Source organism: Streptomyces sp. NPDC047022 (assembly GCF_040644155.1).
Taxonomy (GTDB): domain Bacteria; phylum Actinomycetota; class Actinomycetes; order Streptomycetales; family Streptomycetaceae; genus Streptomyces.
The window spans coordinates 1-23,706 of the sequence record NZ_JBEYVV010000007.1 but is presented as its reverse complement, the minus strand read 5'-3'; the positions used below and the strand labels follow the sequence as shown (position 1 = coordinate 23,706).

General features: G+C 70.3%; 16 protein-coding genes. 8 read left to right on the top strand and 8 right to left on the bottom strand.

All coding sequences use genetic code 11. The annotated features are described in order from the left end of the window. The first annotated feature begins 354 nt into the window (after positions 1 to 354). The 5 genes from ABZ845_RS10405 to ABZ845_RS10385 all read left to right on the top strand — a co-directional run bounded on the left by ABZ845_RS10405 (position 355) and on the right by ABZ845_RS10385 (position 8,391). Positions 355 to 3,147: a nitrate- and nitrite sensing domain-containing protein gene (locus ABZ845_RS10405; RefSeq protein ID WP_360975855.1), complete on the top strand. Its 2,793-nt coding sequence runs from the start codon at positions 355 to 357 to the stop codon at positions 3,145 to 3,147. Then, positions 3,144 to 3,584, top strand: coding sequence for a roadblock/LC7 domain-containing protein (locus ABZ845_RS10400; protein WP_360975852.1), 441 nt, complete (start codon positions 3,144 to 3,146; stop codon positions 3,582 to 3,584). The genes ABZ845_RS10405 and ABZ845_RS10400 overlap by 4 nt, the downstream gene beginning before the upstream one ends. Positions 3,585 to 3,593: 9 nt before the next feature. Further along, positions 3,594 to 3,989, top strand: a complete 396-nt coding sequence (locus tag ABZ845_RS10395; protein WP_360975849.1) for a DUF742 domain-containing protein — start codon at positions 3,594 to 3,596, stop codon at positions 3,987 to 3,989. Positions 3,990 to 4,154: 165 nt separating this feature from the next. Further along, on the top strand, positions 4,155 to 7,805 hold the full coding sequence (locus tag ABZ845_RS10390; protein WP_360975846.1) for a hydantoinase B/oxoprolinase family protein: 3,651 nt from the start codon (positions 4,155 to 4,157) through the stop codon (positions 7,803 to 7,805). Further along, the gene (locus ABZ845_RS10385; protein WP_360975843.1) at positions 7,786 to 8,391 is read left to right on the top strand and encodes an ATP/GTP-binding protein; all 606 of its coding nucleotides are present in this window, start codon (positions 7,786 to 7,788) and stop codon (positions 8,389 to 8,391) included. Before ABZ845_RS10390 ends, ABZ845_RS10385 begins: the two co-directional genes overlap by 20 nt. 64 nt (positions 8,392 to 8,455) lie before the next feature. Here the strand turns inward: ABZ845_RS10385 and glpK are convergent, their stop codons facing one another. From glpK to ABZ845_RS10360, 5 genes are all read right to left on the bottom strand, one after another. Beyond that, a complete protein-coding gene (gene glpK / locus ABZ845_RS10380) occupies positions 8,456 to 9,976 on the bottom strand; it encodes a glycerol kinase GlpK (RefSeq protein ID WP_360975840.1) in 1,521 nt (506 codons plus the stop codon). A gap of 22 nt (positions 9,977 to 9,998) precedes the next feature. Further along, positions 9,999 to 10,757: an MIP/aquaporin family protein gene (locus tag ABZ845_RS10375; RefSeq protein WP_360975837.1), complete on the bottom strand. Its 759-nt coding sequence runs from the start codon at positions 10,755 to 10,757 to the stop codon at positions 9,999 to 10,001. A 353-nt stretch (positions 10,758 to 11,110) separates the two neighbouring features. Continuing rightward, positions 11,111 to 12,751 (bottom strand): GGDEF domain-containing protein, encoded by a 1,641-nt coding sequence (locus ABZ845_RS10370; protein ID WP_360975834.1) that lies wholly within the window; start codon positions 12,749 to 12,751, stop codon positions 11,111 to 11,113. A 128-nt stretch (positions 12,752 to 12,879) separates the two neighbouring features. Next, positions 12,880 to 14,070: a lipid-transfer protein gene (locus tag ABZ845_RS10365; RefSeq protein WP_360975831.1), complete on the bottom strand. Its 1,191-nt coding sequence runs from the start codon at positions 14,068 to 14,070 to the stop codon at positions 12,880 to 12,882. Continuing rightward, positions 14,067 to 14,492, bottom strand: a complete 426-nt coding sequence (locus tag ABZ845_RS10360; protein WP_360976413.1) for a zinc ribbon domain-containing protein — start codon at positions 14,490 to 14,492, stop codon at positions 14,067 to 14,069. The genes ABZ845_RS10365 and ABZ845_RS10360 overlap by 4 nt, the downstream gene beginning before the upstream one ends. Positions 14,493 to 14,682: 190 nt before the next feature. On the opposite strand from ABZ845_RS10360, the gene ABZ845_RS10355 reads away from it, so the two are divergent. Continuing rightward, complete coding sequence (locus tag ABZ845_RS10355) at positions 14,683 to 15,219, top strand: NUDIX domain-containing protein (protein WP_360975828.1); 537 nt, start codon at positions 14,683 to 14,685, stop codon at positions 15,217 to 15,219. A gap of 140 nt (positions 15,220 to 15,359) precedes the next feature. On the opposite strand, the gene ABZ845_RS10350 is transcribed toward ABZ845_RS10355, so the two are convergent. Then, the gene (locus ABZ845_RS10350; protein ID WP_360975825.1) at positions 15,360 to 17,726 is read right to left on the bottom strand and encodes a TIM-barrel domain-containing protein; all 2,367 of its coding nucleotides are present in this window, start codon (positions 17,724 to 17,726) and stop codon (positions 15,360 to 15,362) included. Between the two features lie 213 nt (positions 17,727 to 17,939). On the opposite strand from ABZ845_RS10350, the gene ABZ845_RS10345 reads away from it, so the two are divergent. After that, on the top strand, positions 17,940 to 19,907 hold the full coding sequence (locus tag ABZ845_RS10345; protein WP_360975822.1) for an acetoacetate--CoA ligase: 1,968 nt from the start codon (positions 17,940 to 17,942) through the stop codon (positions 19,905 to 19,907). A 121-nt stretch (positions 19,908 to 20,028) separates the two neighbouring features. Further along, the gene (locus tag ABZ845_RS10340) at positions 20,029 to 20,919 is read left to right on the top strand and encodes a hypothetical protein (RefSeq protein ID WP_360975819.1); all 891 of its coding nucleotides are present in this window, start codon (positions 20,029 to 20,031) and stop codon (positions 20,917 to 20,919) included. A gap of 132 nt (positions 20,920 to 21,051) precedes the next feature. On the opposite strand, the gene ptsP is transcribed toward ABZ845_RS10340, so the two are convergent. Both ptsP and ABZ845_RS10330 read right to left on the bottom strand, forming a co-directional pair. Beyond that, positions 21,052 to 22,722 carry a phosphoenolpyruvate--protein phosphotransferase gene (gene ptsP, locus ABZ845_RS10335; RefSeq protein ID WP_360975816.1) on the bottom strand — a complete coding sequence of 557 codons (1,671 nt, stop codon included), beginning with the start codon at positions 22,720 to 22,722 and terminating at the stop codon, positions 21,052 to 21,054. Positions 22,723 to 22,800: 78 nt separating this feature from the next. Continuing rightward, a complete protein-coding gene (locus ABZ845_RS10330; RefSeq protein ID WP_360975813.1) occupies positions 22,801 to 23,250 on the bottom strand; it encodes a PTS glucose transporter subunit IIA in 450 nt (149 codons plus the stop codon). Positions 23,251 to 23,706: the final 456 nt, after the last annotated feature.

The following is a 23,706-nucleotide window of genomic DNA, read 5'->3' as shown; positions in this document are numbered from 1 at the left end:
GCTGCCCGGCTTACGCCCCTTTAAGCCACCTGAGTGCGGCATGCGGCGCCTGTGGCCGATTCCGCCCCCGATACCCGTACTGAGAAGACGAGCGAGGGGCCATGAAGATTCCCGGCGGACGAAGGTTTCCGGACAACCGGCTCGGCGCCCGAGCCGGATGGCCCGTGATGCCGTGACCGCCCCGGGCGGCAATCTCCCGTAATGGCAGGACAACTGCCCATGTCCTGGGCGCCGTCCGGGGACCCCGCGGCAGAACGCCCCTTCGAGATATTCACCAGTGAGTAGTAGGCTCGCGCCGTTTGTTGACGCACATGTGTGCCCCCGGTCCGGAGGGGGGTCGAGCTGGGGGAGGCCATGCGGTTTCGCGGGAAGTCGATCCGCCGGAAGATCGTGGCGCTGCTTCTCGTGCCGCTGCTGTCCCTCACAGCCATCTGGGCCTTCGCGACAGTGCTCACCGGCCGTGAGGCCCAGTCGCTCTTCGACGTGTCGCACACCATCGAGAGGATCGGCTACCCCACCGAGGACACCGTGCGCGTCCTGCAGCAGGAACGACATCAGACCCTCGTCTACCTCGCGGACCCGCGCGCATCCGAAGCTCTCACCGCGCTCCATCGCAGCCGCGCCGCCACGGATCAGGTCGTGGCCGAACTCCGCCGCCACGGCCAGGAGCCCGGCGTGCAGGGCGACATGGGGCCGGACACGGCCGAACACCTGACCTCCGTCCTGGACGCCCTCGACGGCATCGGTTCCCTGCGCCGCAGCGTCGAGGACGGCACCGTCGACCGCTCCCAGGCCCTCGACCTCTACGACCGCCTGGTCGACCCCTGTTTCACACTCCTGACCGGCCTGCACGTCCTGGACAACGTCGAGGTCGACGAGCAGGGCCGTGCGCTCGTGGGCGTCTTCCGCGCCCGTGAACTGCTCTCCCGAGAGGACGCGCTCCTCGGTTCCGCGCTGGTCGACGGCCGGATCACCCGCGCCGAGATCCGCGACATCTCCGACCTCGTCGCCCAGCGCAGCGTCATGTACGACGTCAGCCTGCCGCTGCTGCCGGAGTCGGAGAGCGACCGCTTCCAGCGTTACTGGAACGACGCCGACACCGCTGCTCTGCGCGTGGCCGAACAGAACGTCGTCTCCGCCGACGCCGGCACCCCGCACGGCGTGAGTGCCAAGGGCTGGGACGAGGCGGCCGGCGGAGCCCTCGACCAGCTCGACAGAATGAGCACACAGGCGGAGAAGCGATATCAGGAACGCGTCCACCCCTATGCCATGGACGTCATCGGCAAGGCCGTCGTCGTGGGCGTCCTGGGCCTGTTCGCCGTGCTCTTCTCGCTCTTCATATCCGCGCGCGTCGGCCGCGACCTCATCCGTGACCTGCGCCGGCTGCGCCGGGAGGCCCATGAGGCCTCCGGGGTACGGCTGCCCAGCGTGATGCGGCGGCTGTCGACCGGCGAACACGTGGACATCGAGACCGAGGTACCACGCCTCGAGTACGACAAGACCGAGATCGGCGAGGTCGGCCAGGCACTCAACACCCTCCAGCGCGCGGCGGTCGAGGCCGCGGTCAAGCAGGCAGAGCTGCGCGCGGGAGTTTCCGAGGTCTTTGTCAACCTCGCCCGGCGCAGTCAGGTCCTGCTGCACAAGCAGCTCACCCTGCTCGACATCATGGAGCGCAGGACCGAGGACACCGAGGAACTCGCCGACCTGTTCCGGCTCGACCACCTCACCACCCGCATGCGCCGGCATGCCGAGGGCCTGGTCATCCTCTCCGGCGCCGCCCCCTCCCGGCAGTGGCGCAAACCCGTCCAGCTCATGGACGTGGTACGAGCCGCCGTAGCCGAGGTCGAGGACTACGAACGCATCGAGGTGCGCCGGCTGCCCCGGGTGGCCGTCACCGGACCCGCCGTCGCCGACCTCACCCACCTGGTGGCCGAACTCCTCGAGAACGCCACGGTGTTCTCGCCCCCGCACACCGCAGTCCAGGTCATCGGCGAACGCGTCGCCAACGGGTTCACCCTGGAGATCCACGACCGCGGCCTCGGCATGACGGCGGAAGCGCTCCTGGACGCCAATCTGCGCCTCGCCGAAACCCCCGAGTTCGAACTCTCCGACACCGACCGACTCGGGCTCTTCGTGGTCAGCCGACTCGCACAACGGCAGAACGTCAGGGTCTCCCTCCAGCCGTCCCCCTACGGCGGCACCACGGCCATCGTCCTCATCCCCGAGCCCCTGCTGACGGACGAGATCCCCGACACGAACGGCATCGGCTTCCGTCTCGACCGTCCACTGCCCGAACCGGAATCCGGCACAGCGCTGGAGCGCGCCACGACGATCCCGCAAGCGCCCGGTGAACTTCCCGGTATGCCGGCCACGATCCTGGACGGCCCGGTCGAACTGGAGGCCCCCGTCGATCTGGACGCGCTCGACGGCTTCCCCGGCGCCCTCGACGACGAGGACAGCGAACGCGGCGGAATCTTCCGCCCCCGCCGCTCCCTCGCCGAGGCACCGGGCGAGGAGCACCAGTCGGCACACGGCACGCGCCGTGAACCGGCCCGCTCCGGAGACACCGGACATTCGGGTGCCCCGATCCCGCTTCCCCGGCGCGGTACCCCCAGACTCGTCAGCTCGCACGGCCGCCCGGTGACAGGCCCGGGACCGCGGCGCTCAGGAGGCGAAGTGGATCCTGACCCCGGCGAGCGCCGTCTCACGGGGCACCGGGAGGCCGGGCGTCCGCAGGGCCGCTCCGGGCACACTCCCGACGGCTCCGTAGGTCCGACGACCGGGAACCCCGAGATGCCGGCTCTGCCGCAGCGGCGCCGCCCCCGTCCCCCGGCCGCCCCCGACGAGGCCCCCTCGCACGAGAACGCCGCGAGCAGCCCGGCAGAATCGGACACGGGCGCACTGCCCCGCCGTGTACGGCAGGCCAGTCTCGCCCCGCAGTTGAAGGAAGACCCCGACCGGCACGCCGAACGTGATGGATCCCGCACCGCGAACCGGGCGGAAGTCACCGAGCGCGACGCCGACGAAGTACGAAGCCGCTTCGCCTCGCTGCAGCGGGGCTGGCAGCGCGGACGCGAGGAGAACGCCGCGGGCGACGACGCCCGGGACGGCTCAGCACGAGGAACGACAAAGGGAGACGGTCGATGACCGCACCGAAGGCCGCAGGGCCCAACGCCGCCGAAAAGGCGACGGGAGAGCTGAACTGGCTCCTCGACGACCTGGTGGAGCGTGTCGCCAATATCCGCAAGGCGATCGTGCTCTCCAGCGACGGTCTGCCCACAGGGGTCTCCAAGGAGCTGAGCCGGGAGGACAGCGAGCATCTGGCCGCGGTCGCCTCCGGATTCCACAGCCTCGCCAAGGGCGTCGGCCGGCACTTCGACGTCGGCGGCGTCCGCCAGACGGTCGTCGAACTCGACGAGGCTTACCTGTTCGTCACGGCCGCGGGCGACGGAAGCTGCCTCGCGGTCCTCTCGGACGCCGAAGCCGACATCGGCCAGGTCGCATACGAGATGACGCTGCTGGTCAGGCGGGTCGGCGTACATCTGGGCTCCGCGCCGCGCAGCGATGTGCCCTCGGGCGGGTAGTGAGATGGCATGAGCGGAGACGATCAGGGAAGCAGCCACTGGTTCGACGACGAGGCCGGGCCGGTGGTCCGGCCGTACGCGATGACACGGGGCCGCACCAGCCATGCGGCCCAGCACCGGCTCGACCTGATCGCGGTGGTCGTCGCCGAGCCCCATGAGGAAGGCCTGGGAGCCGACCCGACGCTGTCGCCGGAACACCTGGACATCGTCGACCTGTGCCGGGGCACCCCCCAGTCCGTCGCCGAGCTCGCCGCCGGACTCGACCTGCCCATCGGCGTAGTGCGCGTGATGGTCGGGGACCTCGTGGACGGAGAACTGGTGCATGTCACACGTCCCGTGCCGCCCGCGGAACTGGTGGACGAGAGCATCCTGCGCGATGTGATCAACGGCCTGCGGGCCTTGTGAGCCGGGGTCGCCGCGCGCTCCGGGGGAGCGCGCGGCAACCCCCGTACGCGGGACGGGTGGCGCGGCGCGGCCTTCTCGCGTGCGGGCCGCGAAGGCGATGGCCCGCCCGTTATGATCTGAGCGATCGTCGACGGCCGACCGCGGTGTGCCGGGCACCCCGCGGACATGGTGTGGGACAGCGCGATCGGAGAGACGGACGTGACCACGGGCTGGCAGTTCTGGGTCGACCGCGGCGGTACCTTCACCGACATCGTGGCGCGCCGCCCGGACGGCCGCCTGCTCACCCACAAGCTGCTGTCGGACAATCCCCACCGCTACGCCGACGCGGCCGTCGCGGGCGTACGCGAACTTCTCGACCGCGACGAGCCGATCGAATCCGTCCGCATGGGCACCACCGTCGCCACCAATGCCCTTCTGGAACGCAAGGGTGAACGCACCCTCCTCGTCATCACCCGCGGCTTCCGCGACGCCCTGCGCATCGCCTACCAGAACCGCCCGAGCATCTTCGCCCGTGCGATCCAGTTGCCCGAAGCGCTCTATGAACGGGTCGTCGAGGCCGATGAACGCATTCAGGCCGACGGCACGATCCTGCGCACACCCGACCTGAACGCCCTCACCGTCCCACTCCAGGAGGCGTACGACGACGGGATCCGCGCGGTGGCCGTCGTCTGCCTGCACAGCCATCTGCACCCTGCCCATGAGCAGGCGATCGGCGCGCTCGCCGCGCGCATCGGCTTCCCGCAGATCTCGCTCTCGAGCGAGGTCAGCCCCCTGATGAAACTGGTCCCGCGCGGTGACACCGCCGTCGCCGACGCCTACCTCTCGCCCGTGCTGCGCCGCTATGTCCAGCATGTCGCCGACGAACTCGCGGGCGTACGGCTGATGTTCATGCAGTCCAACGGCGGGCTCGCCGAGGCCGGGCAGTTCCGCGGCAAGGACGCAGTGCTCTCCGGGCCCGCGGGCGGCATCGTGGGCATGGCGCGGATGTCGGGGCTCGCCGGCTACGACCGGGTCATCGGCTTCGACATGGGCGGCACCTCGACCGATGTCTCGCACTTCGCCGGCGAGTACGAACGCGTCCTCACCACCCAGATCGCCGGCGTCCGGCTCCGCGCTCCCATGCTCGACATCCACACCGTGGCCGCGGGAGGCGGCTCGGTACTGCATTTCGACGGCTCCCGCTACCGCGTAGGGCCGGACTCGGCGGGAGCCGACCCCGGTCCCGCCTGCTACCGCGGCGGAGGCCCGCTCACCGTCACCGACGCCAATGTGATGCTCGGCCGTATCCAGCCCGGCCACTTCCCGGCGGTGTTCGGTCCCGACGGCGATCAGCCCCTGGACGACGCTCTCGTCCACGCGCGATTCACCGCGCTCGCGGAGAGGATCAGCGAACGGACCGGCGACGACCGCACGCCTGAACAGGTCGCGGAGGGCTACCTGCAGATCGCCGTCGCCAACATCGCCAACGCGGTGAAGCGGATCTCCGTGCAGAAGGGCCACGACGTCACCCGCTATGCGCTCACAACCTTCGGCGGGGCGGGCGGTCAGCACGCGTGCATGGTCGCGGACTCCCTCGGTATCCGCACCGTCCTCGTGCCGCCCATGGCGGGGGTGCTCTCCGCGCTCGGCATGGGGCTCGCCGACACCACGGCCATGCGAGAGCAGTCCGTCGAGGCTCCCCTGGAGCCCGGCTCGATGTCCGGCGTACTGGAGACGGCCGACGACCTGGAGCGCGCCGCCCGCACCGAACTCCTCGCCGAGCAGATCCCCGAGGACCGCATCCGGGTCACCCGCCGGGCGCACCTGCGGTACGACGGCACGGACACCACCCTGACCGTCGAACTGGCCGAGCCCGACACGATGAGACGCGCCTTCGAAGAACGTCATCGCGTCACGTACTCCTTCACGCTCGACCGCCCCGTCGTCGTCGAAGCCCTCTCCGTGGAAGCCACTGGCATCACCGAACCCCCCGATCTCTCCGCGCTCGCCCCCTACGAAGGCAGCTCAGCCGCAGCCGGGACCGCACGCCTCCACACGGGCGGCGTCCGGCGCGACGTACCCCTCCACCGCAGGGAACACCTGCCCCCCGGCGAAACGGTCACCGGCCCCGCGATCATCGCCGAGGACGGTGCTACGACCGTCGTCGACGACGGGTGGCGGGCCACGGCCACCGACGACGGGCATCTGGTCATGGAACGCACGGCGGTCACAGAGAGTTCCGAACTGGACACGGAATCCGACCCGGTTCTCCTCGAGGTCTTCAACAACCTCTTCATGTCCATCGCCGAACAGATGGGCGCCCGCCTCGAGTCCACGGCCCAGTCCGTCAACATCAAGGAGCGCCTGGACTTCTCCTGCGCACTCTTCGACCCCGAGGGCAACCTGGTCGCCAACGCCCCGCACATCCCCGTGCACCTCGGCTCCATGGGCACCAGCGTCAAGGAGGTCATCCGGCGGCGGGCGGGCCGGATGCGTCCCGGCGACACCTACGCGGTCAACGACCCGTACCACGGCGGCACCCATCTGCCCGATGTCACCGTCATCACGCCCGTGTTCGACACGGAGGGTGAGCGGATCCTGTTCCACGTCGCCTCACGCGGCCATCACGCGGAGATCGGTGGCATCGCTCCCGGCTCCATGCCCGCGCACAGCCGCACCATCGACGAGGAAGGCGTTCTCTTCGACAACTGGCTGCTCGTCGAGAACGGCCGCTTCCGCGAGGAGGAGACGTTCCGCCTGCTCACCGAGGCTTTCTGCCCGTCACGTAATCCCAGGACCAACCTCGCCGATCTGCGTGCCCAGATCGCCGCCAACCAGAAGGGCGTCGACGAGGTGGGCCGGATGATCGAGAACTTCGGGCTCGACGTCGTCCAGGCCTATATGCGGCACGTTCAGGACAACGCCGAGGAATCCGTCCGCCGCGTCATCGACGCCCTGGACGACGGCGAGTACGCCTACGAGACCGACTCCGGCGCCGTCATCCGCGTCCGCGTGCGGGTCGACCGCGACACCCGGTCGGCGACCGTCGACTTCACCGGTACGTCGGCACAGCTCGACACCAACTTCAACGCACCCTTCTCGGTCGTCAACGCCGCGGTCCTGTATGTGTTCCGTACGCTCGTCGCCGACGACATCCCCCTCAACGACGGCTGCCTGCGCCCCCTCCACATCGTCGTGCCGCCCGGTTCCATGCTCGCCCCCGAACCTCCGGCGGCCGTCGTCGCGGGCAACGTCGAGACCTCCCAGGCCATCACCGGCGCCCTTTACGCGGCACTCGGGATGCAGGCGGAGGGTTCCGGCACCATGAACAACGTCACCTTCGGCAACGACCGCCACCAGTACTACGAGACCGTGGCCTCCGGATCGGGGGCGGGAGACGGCTTCCCGGGCGCACCCGTCGTGCAGACCCACATGACCAACTCACGACTGACCGATCCCGAGATCCTCGAATGGCGACTGCCGGTCCTGCTGGACGAGTTCGCGGTACGGTACGGCAGCGGCGGTGCCGGGCACTGGCGTGGCGGGGACGGCGCTGTCCGCCGCATCCGGTTCCAGGAGCCCATGACCGTCTCCACGCTCTCCCAGCACCGCAGGGTCCCGCCGTACGGCATGGCCGGCGGGGAACCGGGGGAGCTCGGGGCCAACCGCGTGGAACGTGCGGACGGCACCGTGCTGCACCTCGAGGGCAGTGATGTGGCGGACGTGGGCCCCGGAGACGTACTGGTCGTCGAAACCCCCGGCGGCGGAGGCTACGGGCCTCCACCGCCCGACCCCCATCGAGCAGGAGAAGAGAACGATGATCTTCGGGCGCAGTGAGCGCGGCGAGCCCCCGGTCGAGCCCGTCACGCTCAAGATCCTCGTGGCCGGCGGTTTCGGCGTGGGCAAGACGACCCTCGTCGGCGCGGTGAGCGAGATCAGGCCGCTGCGCACCGAGGAGGTGCTCACCGAAGCGGGCCGCCCGGTCGACGACACCAGCGGCGTGGAGGGCAAGCGCACCACCACGGTCGCCATGGACTTCGGCCGTATCACCCTCCGCGAGGACCTGGTGCTCTACCTGTTCGGGACACCCGGCCAGGACCGCTTCTGGTTCCTGTGGGACGAACTGGCCACCGGCGCCCTGGGTGCCGTGGTCCTCGCCGACACCCGGCGTCTGGAGGACTGCTTCGCGGCCGTCGACTATTTCGAGCGTCGCTCCATTCCCTTCGTCGTCGGCGTCAACTGCTTCGAGGACATGCCCCGCTATCCCGCCGAGGCCGTACGCCAGGCCCTCGACCTGGACGACGGTGTGCCGGTCGTCCTGTGCGACGCCCGCGAGCGGGAGTCGGTCAAGGAGGTCCTGATCGAGGTCGTGGGCCACGCCATGGCGCACGCGGCGGGGCGCGGCGAGCGCGTCAGCACCTGAGCCCGCACCCGGGATACGCGCGCGTGCGTCGCGTGTGAGCCGCACGCGCGCGTGGAGGGCGTCGTCAGACCGTCCCGTCCTCCTGCCAGCCGAAGCTCTTCTCCACGGCCTTGCGCCAGTTGCGGTACTCGCCGTCGCGTTCCCCCGCCGCCATGGAGGGCGCCCACTCGGAGTCCTTGCGCCAGTGCGACGTGAGTTCGTCGAGGTCGTTCCACACGCCGGTCGCCAGGCCGGCCGCGTACGCGGCGCCCAGGCAGGTCGTCTCGGAGACCACCGGGCGGATCACCGGGACACCGAGCACATCGGCCTGGTGCTGCATCAGCAGACCGTTCTTCGTCATACCGCCGTCGACCTTGAGGGTGGTGATCTGCACCCCGGAGTCCTGGTGCATGGCGTCCACGACCTCGCGTGTCTGCCAGCTCGTCGCCTCCAGCACCGCCCGGGCGAGATGAGCCTTCGTGACGTACCGCGTCAGCCCGGTGATCACTCCGCGCGCGTCGGAGCGCCAGTAGGGCGCGAACAGCCCGGAGAACGCGGGCACGATGTACGCTCCGCCGTTGTCGTCGACGCTCGCCGCCAGTGCCTCGATCTCGTCCGCGGAGCGGATGATGCCGAGCTGGTCACGGAACCACTGCACCAGGGCACCGGTGATCGCGATCGAGCCCTCGAGGCAGTAGACCGGTGCCTCGTCGCCGATCTTGTAGCCCATGGTGGTCAGCAGCCCGTTCTTCGACGCGACCGGTCGGTTCCCGGTGTTCAGCAGCAGGAAACTGCCCGTGCCGTAGGTGTTCTTGGCCGTGCCCACGTCATAGCAGGCCTGTCCGAACAGAGCCGCCTGCTGGTCGCCCAGCGCCGAGGCCACGGGAACGCCCGAGAGCTGGCCGACGGCGCTCCCGTACACCTCGGCGGAGGACCTGATCCGAGGCAGCATCGCCTCCGGGATGTTCATGGCGGACAGGATCGCGGGGTCCCACTCGAGCGTCTCGAGGTTCATCAGCATGGTGCGCCCGGCGTTGGTGACATCGGTGACGTGCTGTCCGCCGTCCGTGCCTCCGGTGAGGTTCCAGATCAGCCAGGAGTCGATGGTGCCGAAGGCGATCTCGCCCCGCTCCGCGCGGGCCCTGAGGCCGGGCACGTTGTCGAGGAGCCAGACCGCCTTGGGCCCGGAGAAGTAGCTCGCCAGAGGCAGACCGGTCTGCTCGCGGAAACGGTCCTGCCCGTCGGAGCCGCCGAGTTCGCCGCACAGCGCGGCCGTACGGGTGTCCTGCCAGACGATCGCGTTGTGCACGGGCTTGCCCGTGGCGCGGTCCCACAGGACCGTCGTCTCGCGCTGGTTGGTGATGCCGAGGGCGCTCAGCTCGTCGGAGCGCAGCCCGGCCTTCGCCAGCGCACCCGCGACGACCGCCTGCACCTTGGACCAGATCTCCGTGGCGTCGTGCTCCACCCAGCCCGGCCTGGGGAAGATCTGGCGGTGTTCGCGCTGGTCGACGGCGACGATGGCGCCGCCGTGGTCGAAGATGATGCAGCGGCTGGACGTGGTGCCCTGGTCGATCGCGGCAACGTACTTCTGGGCGTTGTCCGTCATGGTGTCCCCTTCGTCAAAGGGTTCAGAAGGCTGCTTTGTACACGAGGGCCGATACAGCGCCGCCGATCAGCGGTCCGGCCACCGGTATCCAGGCGTAACCCCAGTCCGAGGTCCCCTTGTTGGGGATCGGCAGCAGGGAATGGGCGATGCGCGGACCGAGGTCGCGAGCTGGGTTGATCGCGTATCCGGTGGGCCCGCCCAGGGAGAGGCCGATCCCGACGACCAGCAGGGAGACGAGCAGGATCCCGATGCCCGAGCCGTACGCGGTGCTGCCGGGGATCGGGCCGATGCCGGTGCCGAGGTTCTTGCCGAAGAACAGGATGGGCAGCACCAGGCCCATGGTCGCGATGATCTCGGTGATCAGGTTGGCCGCCGGCTTGCGGATCTCCGGGGCCGTCGAGAAGATCCCGAGCGTGGGCAGCGCCTTGTCGTCCTCGGAGTTGGCCTGGAACTGGGCGAAGTAGAGCAGCCAGGTCAGCACGGCTCCGAGGATCGCGCCCGTCATCTGGCCCAGCAGGTAGTACGGAACGTCCCGCCATTCGGTGATGCCGGCCATGGCGAGTCCGAGAGTGACCGCCGGGTTGAGGTGCCCGCCGGACTTCGGGGCGGCGGTGTAGGCGCCCGCGAGGACGCCGAAACCCCAGCCGAAGGCGATGACGACCCAGCCGGCGTCCTTGGCTTTGGAGTAGTTGAGCGTGACAGCGGCGCAGACGCCCGCGCCGAACAGGATGAGGATTGCCGTACCGATCAACTCGCCGACGAAAATGCTTCCATGGGTCATGGCAGCTCCTGGGCGCTCGCGAGGGGCGGTTCCGCCCCGGGTCCGTCCTTTGCGCAGGGTGCTTTTCCTCTGGCGGCTTCAGCCGAAGGCAGGGGCGGGTCCCGCGCCCTGCCCGGCGTCCGCGACGAGTGTGCCTGTGCAGTGGAATCGCCCATGGGGATGACCCGGAGGCTGGCGTGGGTCTCGTGGCTCGCTGTCTGAAGAGGCCCGAATGCGGCGACGCCGACCGACATCCGGAAGTTTTCACCGCCGTCCGGAGAGCGTCAAGGTTGCGGACGGCACCCGTTGCCGCGACGCGTCCGTACGGGGAGGGGTGGCGGGTACCCGAGGGGAAGCCCGGCGTCCGCCGGTCCTCAGCCCCGCACCGGACCGCCCGCCTGGGCTCTCGCGGGCGAGGAACCACGCCGGATCTCGTGGCCCGGAAGCCCGGCGCGGCCCAGAACCCAACTGGCGCCCTTCAGCGCTTTCGCCGCCTGCTTCAGCGGTGCCAGGAACGCCGCTGCCTGACGGTGGTCGCTCACGCTGCCCGGTGCGCACAGGACCGTGGCCAGCGAAAGCGTGACGGCGTGGCCGCCGGCCGACCAGCGCGCGTCCAGCATCGAAGCGGCCAGCGGATCGAGCAGTTCCGCATCCGTCAGCACCAGGAAGTCGTCCCCGCCGATGTGACCCACGCGGGTGCTGCCCGATGCGGCGCCCTGCAACGCCCGTCCCACGGTGCGGATCAGTTCGTCGCCGGCGGCGAAGCCCGCGCCGTCGTTGACCCGCTTGAAATGGTCGACATCCAGCCAGCTCAGCGCGAACGTCCGCCCGTCCGCGATCCGCCGGTCCACCTCTTGGGTGATCGCATCCGAACCGGGCAGCCTGGTCAGCGGATTGAGCCCCGCGGCCTCCTCGACCCGGCTCTCCGCCAGAGCACGCACGAGATCCGCGAGCCGTACGACGCCCACGCACCGCCCGTACCGGTCGACCACCGCCACATCGTCCGAGGTGCGGTCGCGGCCCCCGTCCGCCACCACGTCGAGCACCTCCCAAGCGGTGGCGTCCAGCCCGACCGTACGGGGCGGATCGCCGAGCTTCGCGGCCGGCCGGTCGGCGTACAGCGCGTGCCCGTAGCGCCCCGACATCGACAGCAGAAAGCGCGAGCGGTGCACCGAACGGACGGGCACCCCGGCCAGGTCGACCAGGAGCACCCCGGACACCTCGGGCGAACCGGTGAGCAGCGCCCGGACCCGTGCGGCCGAAGCGGTGGCGGGCAGCAGGGCGGCGGGCCGTACGAACTGCCGCACGGACGGTCCTGTGAGAGGTGCCCCCGTCAGGGAGGACGGCTGGGGAGGAACGTATACGTCCGCGGTGGGCCGCCGGGACGGCGGGGCGAACAGGTCACCTTGCGCCAGTTGCGCACCCGCCGCCCGTACGGCCGCGCACTGCAGCTCCGTCTCCACGCCCTCGACCGACAGGAGGCCGCCCAACTGCTCGCACAGTGTCCGCATGGCGCGTACGGCGGCCGGCCGGAGCAGCAGGGAGACATCGAGTTTCACGAGGTCCGGGGCCATGTCGGACAGCAGTCGCAGCGGAGCGTCGCCGTCGCCGACGCCGTCCGCACAGATCCGGAAGCCTTCCTCGCGCAGCTGTCCGACGGCCTCCAGCAATGCCTGGTGCGGCACATGTGTGTACGGCGGGCCGATGTCGACCGTCACCTCCCACGGCAGCCGTCCCGCCTCCTGCACGGCGTTGCGCAGGGCGCCCAGTCCTCCGAGATCGGCGGGGGTACCGGCGAACACGTTCACGTGCAGCGGCAGTGGCGTCCCCCACTGCGCCGCCGCGCGGATCGCCAACGCGGCCAGATTCCCGTCGAGTCCGGGGTCCCGACGAGCTTGTGCGAGGATGTCGCCGGTCTCCGGGCGCGCGAGGACCTCCAGCGCCGCGACTCCTCCGGTCGTCAGATTGACCACCGGTTGGAAGGCGAAGCGGAGACTGTCCGTCCAGGAGGGCACGGGAGCATGATGGCGCCACCGGCGCACGCGGGCACCCAGTTCATAACCTGTTCACACAGGATTCCCGGGTGATCACAGAGCGTGCGAACGTCCGCCGCAGGTGAGGTGGCTCAGGCCGGTGTGTCCGGTCACCGCACGGCTATCACCGCTGATCCATGCCCGAAGAGTCCCTGGTTGGCGGTGATCCCGACGCGCGCACCAACCACCTGCCGGTCGCCCCCGTCGCCCCGCAACTGCCATGTCAGCTCGCACACCTGGGCGATGGCCTGAGCCGGAACCGCTTCCCCGAAGGAGGCCAGTCCTCCGCTCACATTGACGGGGATGCGCCCGCCGAGCGCGGTGGCACCCTCCCGCAGCAGCTTCGCCGCCTCACCCTCACCGCACAACCCCAGATCCTCGTACCACTGCAACTCCAGGGCGGTCGACAGGTCGTAGACCTCGGCGAGAGAGAGGTCCTCGGGGCCGACTCCCGCCTCCTCGTACGCCGTACGCGCGATGGACGCGCGGAAGGTCTCACCGGCCGGCGCCACCGCCACCGCGGAGTCCGTCGCGATGTCGGGCAGATCGAGCACCGTGTTGGGATAGCGAGGAGTCACCGTGGACACCGCCCGGATGCGTACCGGCCGCGACTGTCCGTGCCGGTGTGCGAACTCCATGCTCGACAGCACGAGCGCGGCACCGCCGTCCGATGTCGCACAGATGTCGAGCAGCCGCAGGGGGTCGGCCACCACAGCCGAGGCGGCCACCTCCTCGGCGGTCACCCTCCGGCGGTAGCGAGCGTTCGGATTGAGCGCTCCCAGCGCCGCATTCTTGACCTTGACCTGGGCGAAGTCGTCGGTGGTGTCCCCATGGACGGCCATCCGCCGGCGTGCGTACAGCCCGAAGTACACCGGATTCGTGGCTCCCAGGACCCTGAAGCGCAGCCAGTCGGGATCGTCGGGGCGGTCTCCGCCCAGGGGCCGGAAGAACCCCTTGGGCGCCGAGTCCGCCCCGACCACGAGCACCACGTCCGCGAGTCCCGAAAGAATCTGCGTCCGCGCCGTATTGATCGCCTGGGCCCCGGACGCGCAGGCCGCGTACACGCTCGTGACCCGCGCTCCCTGCCAGCCGAGGGCCTTGGCGAACGTCGCCCCCGCCACATATCCGGGGTAGCCGCCCCGGACGGTGTCGGCGCCGACCACCGAGCCGATGTCCCGCCAGGCGATCCGTGCGTCGGCGAGTGCCGCGCGCGCCGCCGCCGTCCCGTACTCGATGAAGCCGCGTCCCCACTTGCCCCACGGGTGCATACCCGCGCCGAGCACCGCCACATCGTCCGTCATATCGCCACCCCCGTCGGCCGCCAGTGCCATGTCGTCCAGGTCGTCGTCGCGTCCTCGTGCAGCACGCCGGGGACGAGTTCGGCCTCCATGCCCACCGCCAGATCGGCGACGGTCACTCCGGGCACCGCCTGCCCCAGGACCACGATGCGCTCCGCCGCCAGCTCCACCGCGACCAGCGCGTAGGGCTCCCAGGGAAGTTCCGGATTCGTCACATAGGGTGACGGTGGCTGGTAACACGCGTCCGTGTAGGACCAGATGCGCCCTCGCGCGGACAACCGCGTCTCGGCGAGGTCGCCGCCCTCGCATGCCGGATTGCGGCAGAAGGTGTCTTCACGTGGAAAGAACACCGAGCCGCACGCGGAGCACCGGGTGCCGATGAGGCGGAAGTCGTCCCCCTCGCCGCTGAACCACCCGGCCACCACAGGTGTACGCACACGTGACATGGCCCCTCCTGGCGCTAACTGACGGAACGTCAGAAGTTTGCCACGGGCTCTCGCAAATGGGCAGGCGTCTCGAAGAACCACCTGGCACCCCGATGCTGCCGTGACGGCCGCAGCGCACTGGAACGCCACGGACCGTCCAGGTCGGCCGCGATCGGATACAGTCCGCCCCGTGTCCGAATCCCCGTTCGTATCCACCAGCTCCGTGCCGGACTCACACTGTTCGAGCTGCGGAGCGCCCTACGGAGAGGGCGTCTCCGGCTGGCCCCGCACCTGCGCCGACTGCGGCTCGGTGGCCTACCGCAATCCGCTGCCGGTCGCCGTGGCCCTCCAGCCCGTGTACGACACCAGGGGAACCGCCTTGGTCGTCATCACCCGGACCATCCCTCCCGCCCGCGGCGGCGTCGCCCTGCCCGGAGGGTTCATCGACCACCGCGAGGACTGGCGGCACGCCGTCGTCCGCGAACTCGAGGAAGAGACCGGCATCGAAGCCGCCGCCCGCGATGTGCGGCTGGCCGACGCCATGAGCTCGCCCGACGGCCACCTCCTGCTGTTCGGGCTCCTGCCCGAACGTCCGGCCGCCGAACTGCCGCCGTCCGCGGGCACGGACGAGACGGAAGGCTGGCATCTCCTGCGCCGCCCCACCGAACTCACCTTCCCGCTGCACACGCTGGCGGTGCGGGGTTGGTTCGAAGGCCGCTACATGTGAGCTACGGGCGGGAGGCCACCCGAGACGTCCCGCAAGTGTCGGTCCTCCGCGACGGTCCACGAGCACTCCCACACGTGACCGCCACGCGCGCGTACCGACCGGACCACGTCCGGAGCGGCCACGCGCGCGTGCCGCCCGCCTCACTCACGCCCGAGGCCCCGTACGCGCACCGGACGCGAAGACGCTTCCCGGGTGCCCGATCCGTCTCTGTCCACCACCACCGTGCGGCCCTTCCACCGCGCCACATAGCGCTCGGCCTCCGGCTCGTCCCAGCCACCGCCCAGGTCCGGGATCACCAGCCCGCGACCGGAACGGCCCCGTGCCGGCGCCCACGCCTCCAGCTCGACCTCGCCGTCCTCGCCCCGCACGGGCAGAACGGCGCCCGCACGCGCGAACACCGGAATCCGCCCCACAGGCGCGTCGACCACGACCTGTCCCGGCCCCTGGTAAGCCTCCTCGGTCGCCGTGTCGTACCAGCGCCCCCGCGGCAGCGACACCGTCCGCCGGCGCACACCGGGGTCCAGGACCGGCGCCACCAGCAGGCTGTCGCCCAGCAGAAAGGCGTCCTCACAGTCCCGCAGGACCCTGTCCTCCGGCGAACCCCACCACAGCGGCCGCACATAGGGCGCTCCCGTGCGGCGCGCCAGATGCGCCAGCGTGACGAAATACGGCAGCAGGCGACGCCGTTCGGCCAGCACCACGCGCGCGTGCTCCAGGACCTCGTCGCCGAATTCCCAGGGCTCCCGGCGCCCGGCACGCAGACTCGCGTGCGTCCTGAACAGCGGCAGATACGAGGCGAGCTGGAACCACCGCAGATACAGCTCCGCTGACGGGCTTCCGTCGAAGCCGCCCACATCCGGCCCGGAGTACGGGACGCCGCACAGCCCGAGCCCGATCACCAAGGACAGCGAGGCACGCAGTCCCGGCCAGCCCGTGGCCACGTCCCCGGACCAGGTGCCTCCGTAGCGCTGCATGCCGGCCCACCCCGAGCGCGAGAAGAGAAACGGCCTCTCCTGCGGGACGAGGGCGCGCAGCCCCTCGTACGCGGCCCGGGCCATCCCCAGCGCGTACACATTGTGGGCCTCCCGATGATCACCGCCACGGCCCTCCAGCGCATGCCGGGCCGAGAGCGGGAGCGTGTTCTCCCCGAACGCCGTGAACGACACCGGCTCGTTCATGTCGTGCCAGAAACCCGCGAAACCCTCGGCGAGGCGCTCCTCGTAGAGCCCGCCCCACCACTCCCGCGCACGCGCGTCCGTGAAATCCGGGTAGACGGCCTCACCGGGCCACACCACCCCTTCGACCAGCCGGCCCGACGCGTCCCGCACGAACGCGTCGGCGGCACTCCCGCTGTCGTACACGGCGTTGCCCGGCTCGGCCTTCACCGCGGGGTCGACGATCGACACCAGACGGATCCCGTCCCGCCGAAGCTCCTGAGCCAGCTCTGGCAGCTTCGGGAAGCGCTCCCGGTCGACCGTGAACACCCGGTGGCCGTCGTAGTGGTCGATGTCCAGATGGACCGCGTCGAGCGCAAGACCCCGTTCCCGGTAGCCCGCGACGATCCGCCGGACCTCCTGCTCGCTGCCGAAGCCCCACCGCGCATGGTGATGCCCCAGAGCCCAGGCCGGAGGCAGGGCGGACGCACCGGTCAGTGACGCCCAGACGAGCAGCACGCGCGCGGGCGTGCCCACCATCACCCAGCAGCGCAGCGGACCTCCGTCCATCCGCGTCTCGCACACGCCCGGCCGGTCATGACCCGAGCCCGCGCCCTCCGCGCCCTCGCGCAAGGTCACCGTGCCGTCCCACGAGGTGTCGTGGAACACCAGGTGCGTGGCGGCGTCGGCGACCACCATCTGCACCGGCATCGTGATGTACAAGGGGTCGTCGCCGGGCCCGAACGGCTGCGCCGGATCCGTGTTCCACAGCCGGTACGTCCCGTCACGCAGCCGCGGCCCCGACGCTCGCCCGCCGAGCCCGAAGAACCGCCCGTCCGCCGCCACTTCGGACCGCTGCATCCAGCGGGCGCCACCACCGCCCACCGGTTCCCACCACCGGGGCGGGAGATCGTGACGCAGGGTCACCCCGCCCGGTGTGCGCACCTCGATGGCGCCGTGACGCGACACCGCGACCGTGACGCGCTCCGCCACGACCCGCCAGCCGCCGTCCTTGTCCGGCTCCAGCACGGCCCGCGGATCCGGCTCAGGACAGCGGCCCGCGAGCGCGTACGACGGCTCGGGCCCAGCTCCGTCCCACCCCCAGAACACGGCACCGTTCGCGGCGACCATGATCCGCAGCTCGGCTCTGGCGAAGCGGACGATCCCACCGCCGGGACCCGGCTCCACCTCCTCCACCAGGCCGGGCATCCGCGCCCGCTCCACCCCCCGCCGCGGCAGCCCGTCGGCGTCGGCGCGCCTTCTGCGCCACGCGGCCCGCACGGTGCGCAGACCCTGCGCAGCGCCCCCCGAACCGACCGCCTTCACCGAACGCACCAGGTCACGACCGTCCATGCTGCTCACCCTGCCATTGACATCCCCGAAGGGGGGCGCCGTTCAACTGTCGTTCACCCATGGCCTGAGCACATCTTCATGATGGCGACCATGTGAGGCGCACCCTGGTGCAGAAGTCGATCACATGGCATCGTCCCTGTCATCCGCGTGACGCGCACACCCCAGCTCGTGCGCGGACCACGCCCACGACGCGCACAGCCCGGGAGCCGCTCCATGACCTCAGCGAACGCCATGCCGCTCTGGCAGCCCGACGCCGACCGCGTCGCCCGGGCGCAGATCACCAGGTTCCAGTCCTGGGCCGCCGAGCACCACGGAGCACCCGCCGAGGGCGGCTACGCGACATTGCACCGCTGGTCGGTGGACGAGCTCGAGACCTTCTGGAAAGCCGTCACCGAGTGGTTCGACGTCCGCTTCTCCGCCCCGTACACGCGCGTGCTCGGCGACCGCTCCATGCCGGGTGCTCAGTGGTTCCCCGGGGCGACCTTGAACTACGCCGAACACGCTCTGCGCGCCGCGGCCACACGCCCCCACGAGCCGGCCCTCCTGGCCGTCGACGAGACCCACGAACCCAGCCCCGTCACGTGGTCCGAGCTGCGACGCCAGGTCGGCTCCCTCGCCGCCGAACTGCGCGCTCTCGGAGTACGACCGGGGGACCGCGTCAGCGCCTATGTACCCAACATCCCGCAGGCGGTCGTCGCCCTCCTCGCCACGGCGGCGGTCGGCGGCGTGTGGACCTCCTGCGCGCCGGACTTCGGCGCCCGCAGCGTCCTGGACCGCTTCCAGCAGATCGAACCGGTCGTCCTGTTCACGGTCGACGGCTACCGCTACGGCGGCAAGAAGCACGACCGGCGCCAGACCGCTGCCGAGCTGCGCCGCGAACTGCCCACCCTGCGCGCCGTCGTCCACATCCCGCTCCTCGGCACCGACGCCCCTGACGGCGCCCTGGAGTGGTCGGACCTGACCTCGGCGGACGTGGAGCCCGCCTTCGAGCAGGTCCCCTTCGACCACCCGCTATGGGTGCTGTACTCCTCGGGCACGACCGGCCTGCCCAAGGCCATCGTCCAGTCCCAGGGCGGCATCCTGATCGAGCACCTCAAGCAGCTCGGTCTGCACTGCGACCTGGGCCCCGACGACCGCCTGTTCTGGTACACCTCCACCGGCTGGATGATGTGGAACTTCCTCGTCTCCGGCCTCCTGACGGGCACCACGATCGTCCTGTACGACGGCAGCCCGGGCTACCCCGACACCGGCGCCCAGTGGCGCGTCGCCGAACGCACCGGAGCCACCCTCTTCGGCACATCCGCCGCCTATGTCATGGCCTGCCGCAAGGCAGGCGTACACCCGGCACGCGACTACGACCTCGCCCACGTGCGGTGCGTGGCCACGACGGGCTCGCCGCTGCCGCCCGACGGTTTCACCTGGCTGCACGACGAGGTGCGTGACGATCTGTGGATCGCCTCCGTCAGCGGCGGCACGGACGTGTGCTCCTGCTTCGCCGGAGCCGTCCCCACCCTCCCGGTGCACATCGGCGAACTCCAGGCGCCCGGCCTCGGCACCGACCTCCAGTCCTGGGACCCCAGCGGCCTGCCCCTCGTCGACGAGGTCGGCGAACTCGTCGTGACCAACCCGATGCCGTCGATGCCGATCCGCTTCTGGAACGACCCCGACGGCAGCCGCTACCACGACAGCTACTTCGACATGTACCCGGGAGTGTGGCGGCACGGCGACTGGATCACCCTCACCTCACGAGGATCCGTGATCATCCATGGCCGCTCGGACTCCACCCTGAACCGGCAGGGCGTCCGCATGGGCTCCGCCGACATCTACGAGGTCGTCGAGCGCCTCCCCGAGATCAAGGAATCCCTCGTCATCGGCGCCGAGCAGCCCGACGGCGGCTACTGGATGCCCCTGTTCGTCCAGCTGGCACCCGGAGCCGTCCTGGACGACGGCCTGCTGAACCGGATCAAGCAGACCATCCGCGAGCACCTGTCACCACGTCACGTCCCGGACGAGGTCATCGAGGTCCCGGGCATCCCGCACACCCTCACCGGCAAGAGGATCGAGGTCCCCGTCAAACGTCTTCTGCAGGGAACTGCGCTGGAAAAGGCCGTCAACCCGGGCTCCATCGACAACGTGGACCTGCTCCACTTCTACGAGGACCTCGCCCGCAAACGCGCCTGACCCCTCTCGGCAGACCCCGCCGAACGCCCGCGACGGCCCGGCCGCCGTCGCGGGCACGAGGCGTTGTCAGTGGACCCGGTTACTGTGAGTGACGAACGATCGACCGCACACAGGGGGACACATGCCGCACACCGACCAGACACTGCGACCCGACCTGCGCCGTGAGATCGCGGGCACCATCGGCCTGCTGACCGACGAACACGACTTCACCGCTATGCGGCGCTACCGCAGCTTCGCCTTCGACGACCACACGGCTTATCTCCATCAGGTGGAAGACCTGCTCAGGACCCTCTCCGCGCAGGGCAGCCACACCATGGTCGCGCTCTTCGACCCGGAGGAGTACGCGCAGTTCTGCGCCGAGAGCGGGCTGGAACCGGACACTCCGGTCAGTCGCACCCGCTTCACAGCGGAACTGGCGGCAACAGGACCGACCGTCCTGTACGAGGGCCAACCCCTGGCCGAACTCGTACCCGACCTCGTCGGCGAAGCCGTACGCCAGGTGACCTGGCAGTACGCGACCACGGTCCTGGCACGCCTCGGAGCCTGCGCCCGCTGCGGAGAGGACATCGGACGAGCCGCCTTCGCACACGCCTCCAGGCTCGTCACCCGCGTCCTGGACACAGCCGGCCCCGGCCACCGCCACCTGGTCTGCAGCGTCTCGACCGAACCCGAGACCCTGGTCGCAGTGCTCCGGTCCGACAAGGAACCGGACGGCACGGCCCGCCTGGACGAGACGGAGGCGCTCGAGTTCGCCAGTGTCCTCGCTCTGGGTATCGCCACCCACAGCCCCGGCGGACTCGTCATGCGGACCACCGCACCCGACGCGACGGAGCGCGTCTACGGCTGGCGACTGCGTGGAGAACGCCTGGAACCGCTCACCGCGGGGGAGGTCTTCGACGCCTACTGCACCGACATCGAGTCCGGAGACCTGATCTCCCCGGAATCCGGCGTGGACTACTGCGCCCCGCCCGACCTCGGGGACGACGGGCACCCGACGGGCCACGCCCATTGAGGGGACTCAAGAGACTGAGCGGGGCTCAGGAGACGCGGCAGGCCCCGCGGACCCACAGAGGCGAGCCGGGGGCGCTCCACCCGCGGAGGGAGCGCCCCTGACCGCACGACACCGGACGCGGACGCGTACGGATCACTCGCCGGACAGCACCACCTGGGCAGCCCGGCGTGCGTCGTCCGCGGAATCCGCCGCACGCGCCGCCGCCGCCGCGCGCTCACACTGGGCCAGCGTGTACTTCGCCAGCGTCGCCCGGACATAGGGGATCGACGCCGCACCCATGGACAGGGAGGTGACACCCAGACCGGTCAGCACACAGGCCAGAAGCGGGTCCGAGGCGGCCTCGCCGCAGACACCGCAGCTCTTGCCCTCGGCCTTCGCCGCCTCGGCGGACAGCGCGACCAGGTCGAGCAGCGCGGGCTGCCAAGGATCCTGCAGACGCGACACCGCACCGACCTGGCGATCGGCGGCAAACGTGTACTGCGCGAGGTCGTTGGTCCCCAGCGACAGGAACTCGACCTCCTGCAGAATCGAGCGCGCCCGCAAGGCCGCGGAGGGGATCTCCACCATGGCACCGAACTTCGCCTGCAGCCCGGCCTCACGACACGCGTCCGCGAACGCCTTCGCGTCGCTCCGGTCGGCGACCATCGGCGCCATCACCTCGAGATAGACCGGCAGCCCTTCGGCGGCCCTGGCGAGCGCGGCCAGCTGCGTCCGCAGCACCTCGGGGTGGACGAGCAGCGTCCGCAGGCCCCGTACGCCGAGCGCAGGGTTCGGCTCGTCCGCCGGAGTCAGGAATTCCAGGGGCTTGTCCGCACCCGCGTCCAGTACCCGCACGACGACACGGCCCTCGGGGAATGCCTCCAGGACCTGCCTGTATGCCTCGGTCTGCTTCTCCTCGGACGGCGCGTTCTTGTTGTCGTCCAGGAAGAGGAACTCCGTGCGGAACAGACCGACACCTTCGGCCCCGGCGTCGACCGCGGCCGGCACGTCCGCCGGGCCGCCGACGTTCGCCAGCAACGGCACCTTGTGACCATCGGCCGTGGCGCCCGGCCCGGTGGCCGCGGCCAAGGCCGCCTTGCGCTCCGCCGCCGCGGCTACGAGCTGTGCTTTCTTGTCGTCGGTCGGATTCACGAAGATCTCGCCTGTGCTGCCGTCCACGGCGATCTCGGTGCCCTCGGCGAGCTCACCCGCACCGGGCAGTGCGACCACGGCCGGCACGCCGAGGGCCCGCGCGAGGATCGCACTGTGACTGGTGGGTCCGCCCTCCTCGGTGACAAACCCGAGAACCAGGGCCGGGTCCAACAGCGCCGTGTCGGCGGGGGCGAGGTCGCGCGCGACCAGGACATACGGCTCGTCGCTGTCCGGGACGCCCGGCATGGGCACCCCGAGCAGCCGCGCGACGATCCGATTCCGCACGTCGTCGAGGTCTGCGACACGACCGGCGAGATATTCACCGGCGTTGGCGAGCAGCTCACGGTAGGCGGCGAACGCGTCGTACACCGCCCGCTCCGCCGTACTGCCGACGGCGACACGACGATCTACATCTGCCATCAGCTCGGGGTCCTGAGCCATCAGTGCCTGGGCTTCCAGCACGGCCTGAGCCTCACCCCCGGCCAGATTGCCGCGCGCGATCAGATCGGCCGCCACCGCGTCCACGGCCTGGCGGGCACGCCCCTGTTCGCGCTTCGCGTCCTGTGCCGGAATCTGCTTCGCCGGTGGCTCCAGCACCGCCGTGCCCATATGCCGGACCTCGCCGATCGCCACCCCGTGGCTTACACCGACGCCTCGCAGCGTTGCTTCCATCTCACCCGTCTCCGAATAAAGCGGCGGAATCCGCCACCGCGATGGTTGTGTGTGGTGCCGTTCGTCACGGCGTCGGCGTCACTGCCAGGCGAAGAGCTGGTCGCCCGCCTTCACTTCGCCGTCCTCGCGGAGACCAGTGAGAGAGTCGGCCGAGGCCTCGAGCGCGATGACCGGGCACACCGCCGACTTGCCGGCCCGTTCGACGGCGGCCGGGTTCCAGCGAACGATCACCTGGCCGCGTGCGACGGTGTCGCCCTTGTTGACGAGAAGCTCGAAACCCTCGCCGTTGAGCTGCACGGTGTCGATGCCGAGATGCGTGAGCACGCCGTGCCCGTCTCCGTCCACGACGACGAACGCGTGGGGGTGGAGCGAGACGATGACCCCGTCCACAGGAGAGACGGCCTCCAGGGGCTCGCGCGGGGGATCGATCGCCATACCGGGGCCGACCATCGCTCCGGAGAACACGGGGTCGGGCACTGCGGCCAGCGCGATCGCTCGTCCTGCGATAGGGGACGTCACGGTGGTCATGGGAAGCCTCCCAGGGTGGAGATCCAGATGGGCCGCCACTGCCTGTCCCGGGCGGCGCACTGAGCAGCAGCGTAGGTCATATGAAGTGCCGGTTCCGCATGAGACATAGGGGGTTGAGAGTCCTGGACACGCCGCCCCACCGATTTGCAACGGCTCCGTCGCTGCGGGTACAGTCGTACTCCTGCCTGGGAGCGAGTGACGCGGCCACGTGTCGTTGCTCCGGCAGCATCCACACTTGTCAGATCCTATCTCGGGGTCCTGTTCCGCATGTCTGCGGTGCGGTGGTCAGAGAGACAGAAACGCTCTGATAAAGTCGGAACCGCCGGAAAGGAAAAGCGCGGAAGCGCTGACCTGGAAAGCGCCGAGGAAATCGGATCGGAAAGATCTGATAGAGTCGGAAACACCGAAGGGAAGCGCCCGGAGGAAAGCCTGAGAGAGTCTCTCGGGTGAGTACGA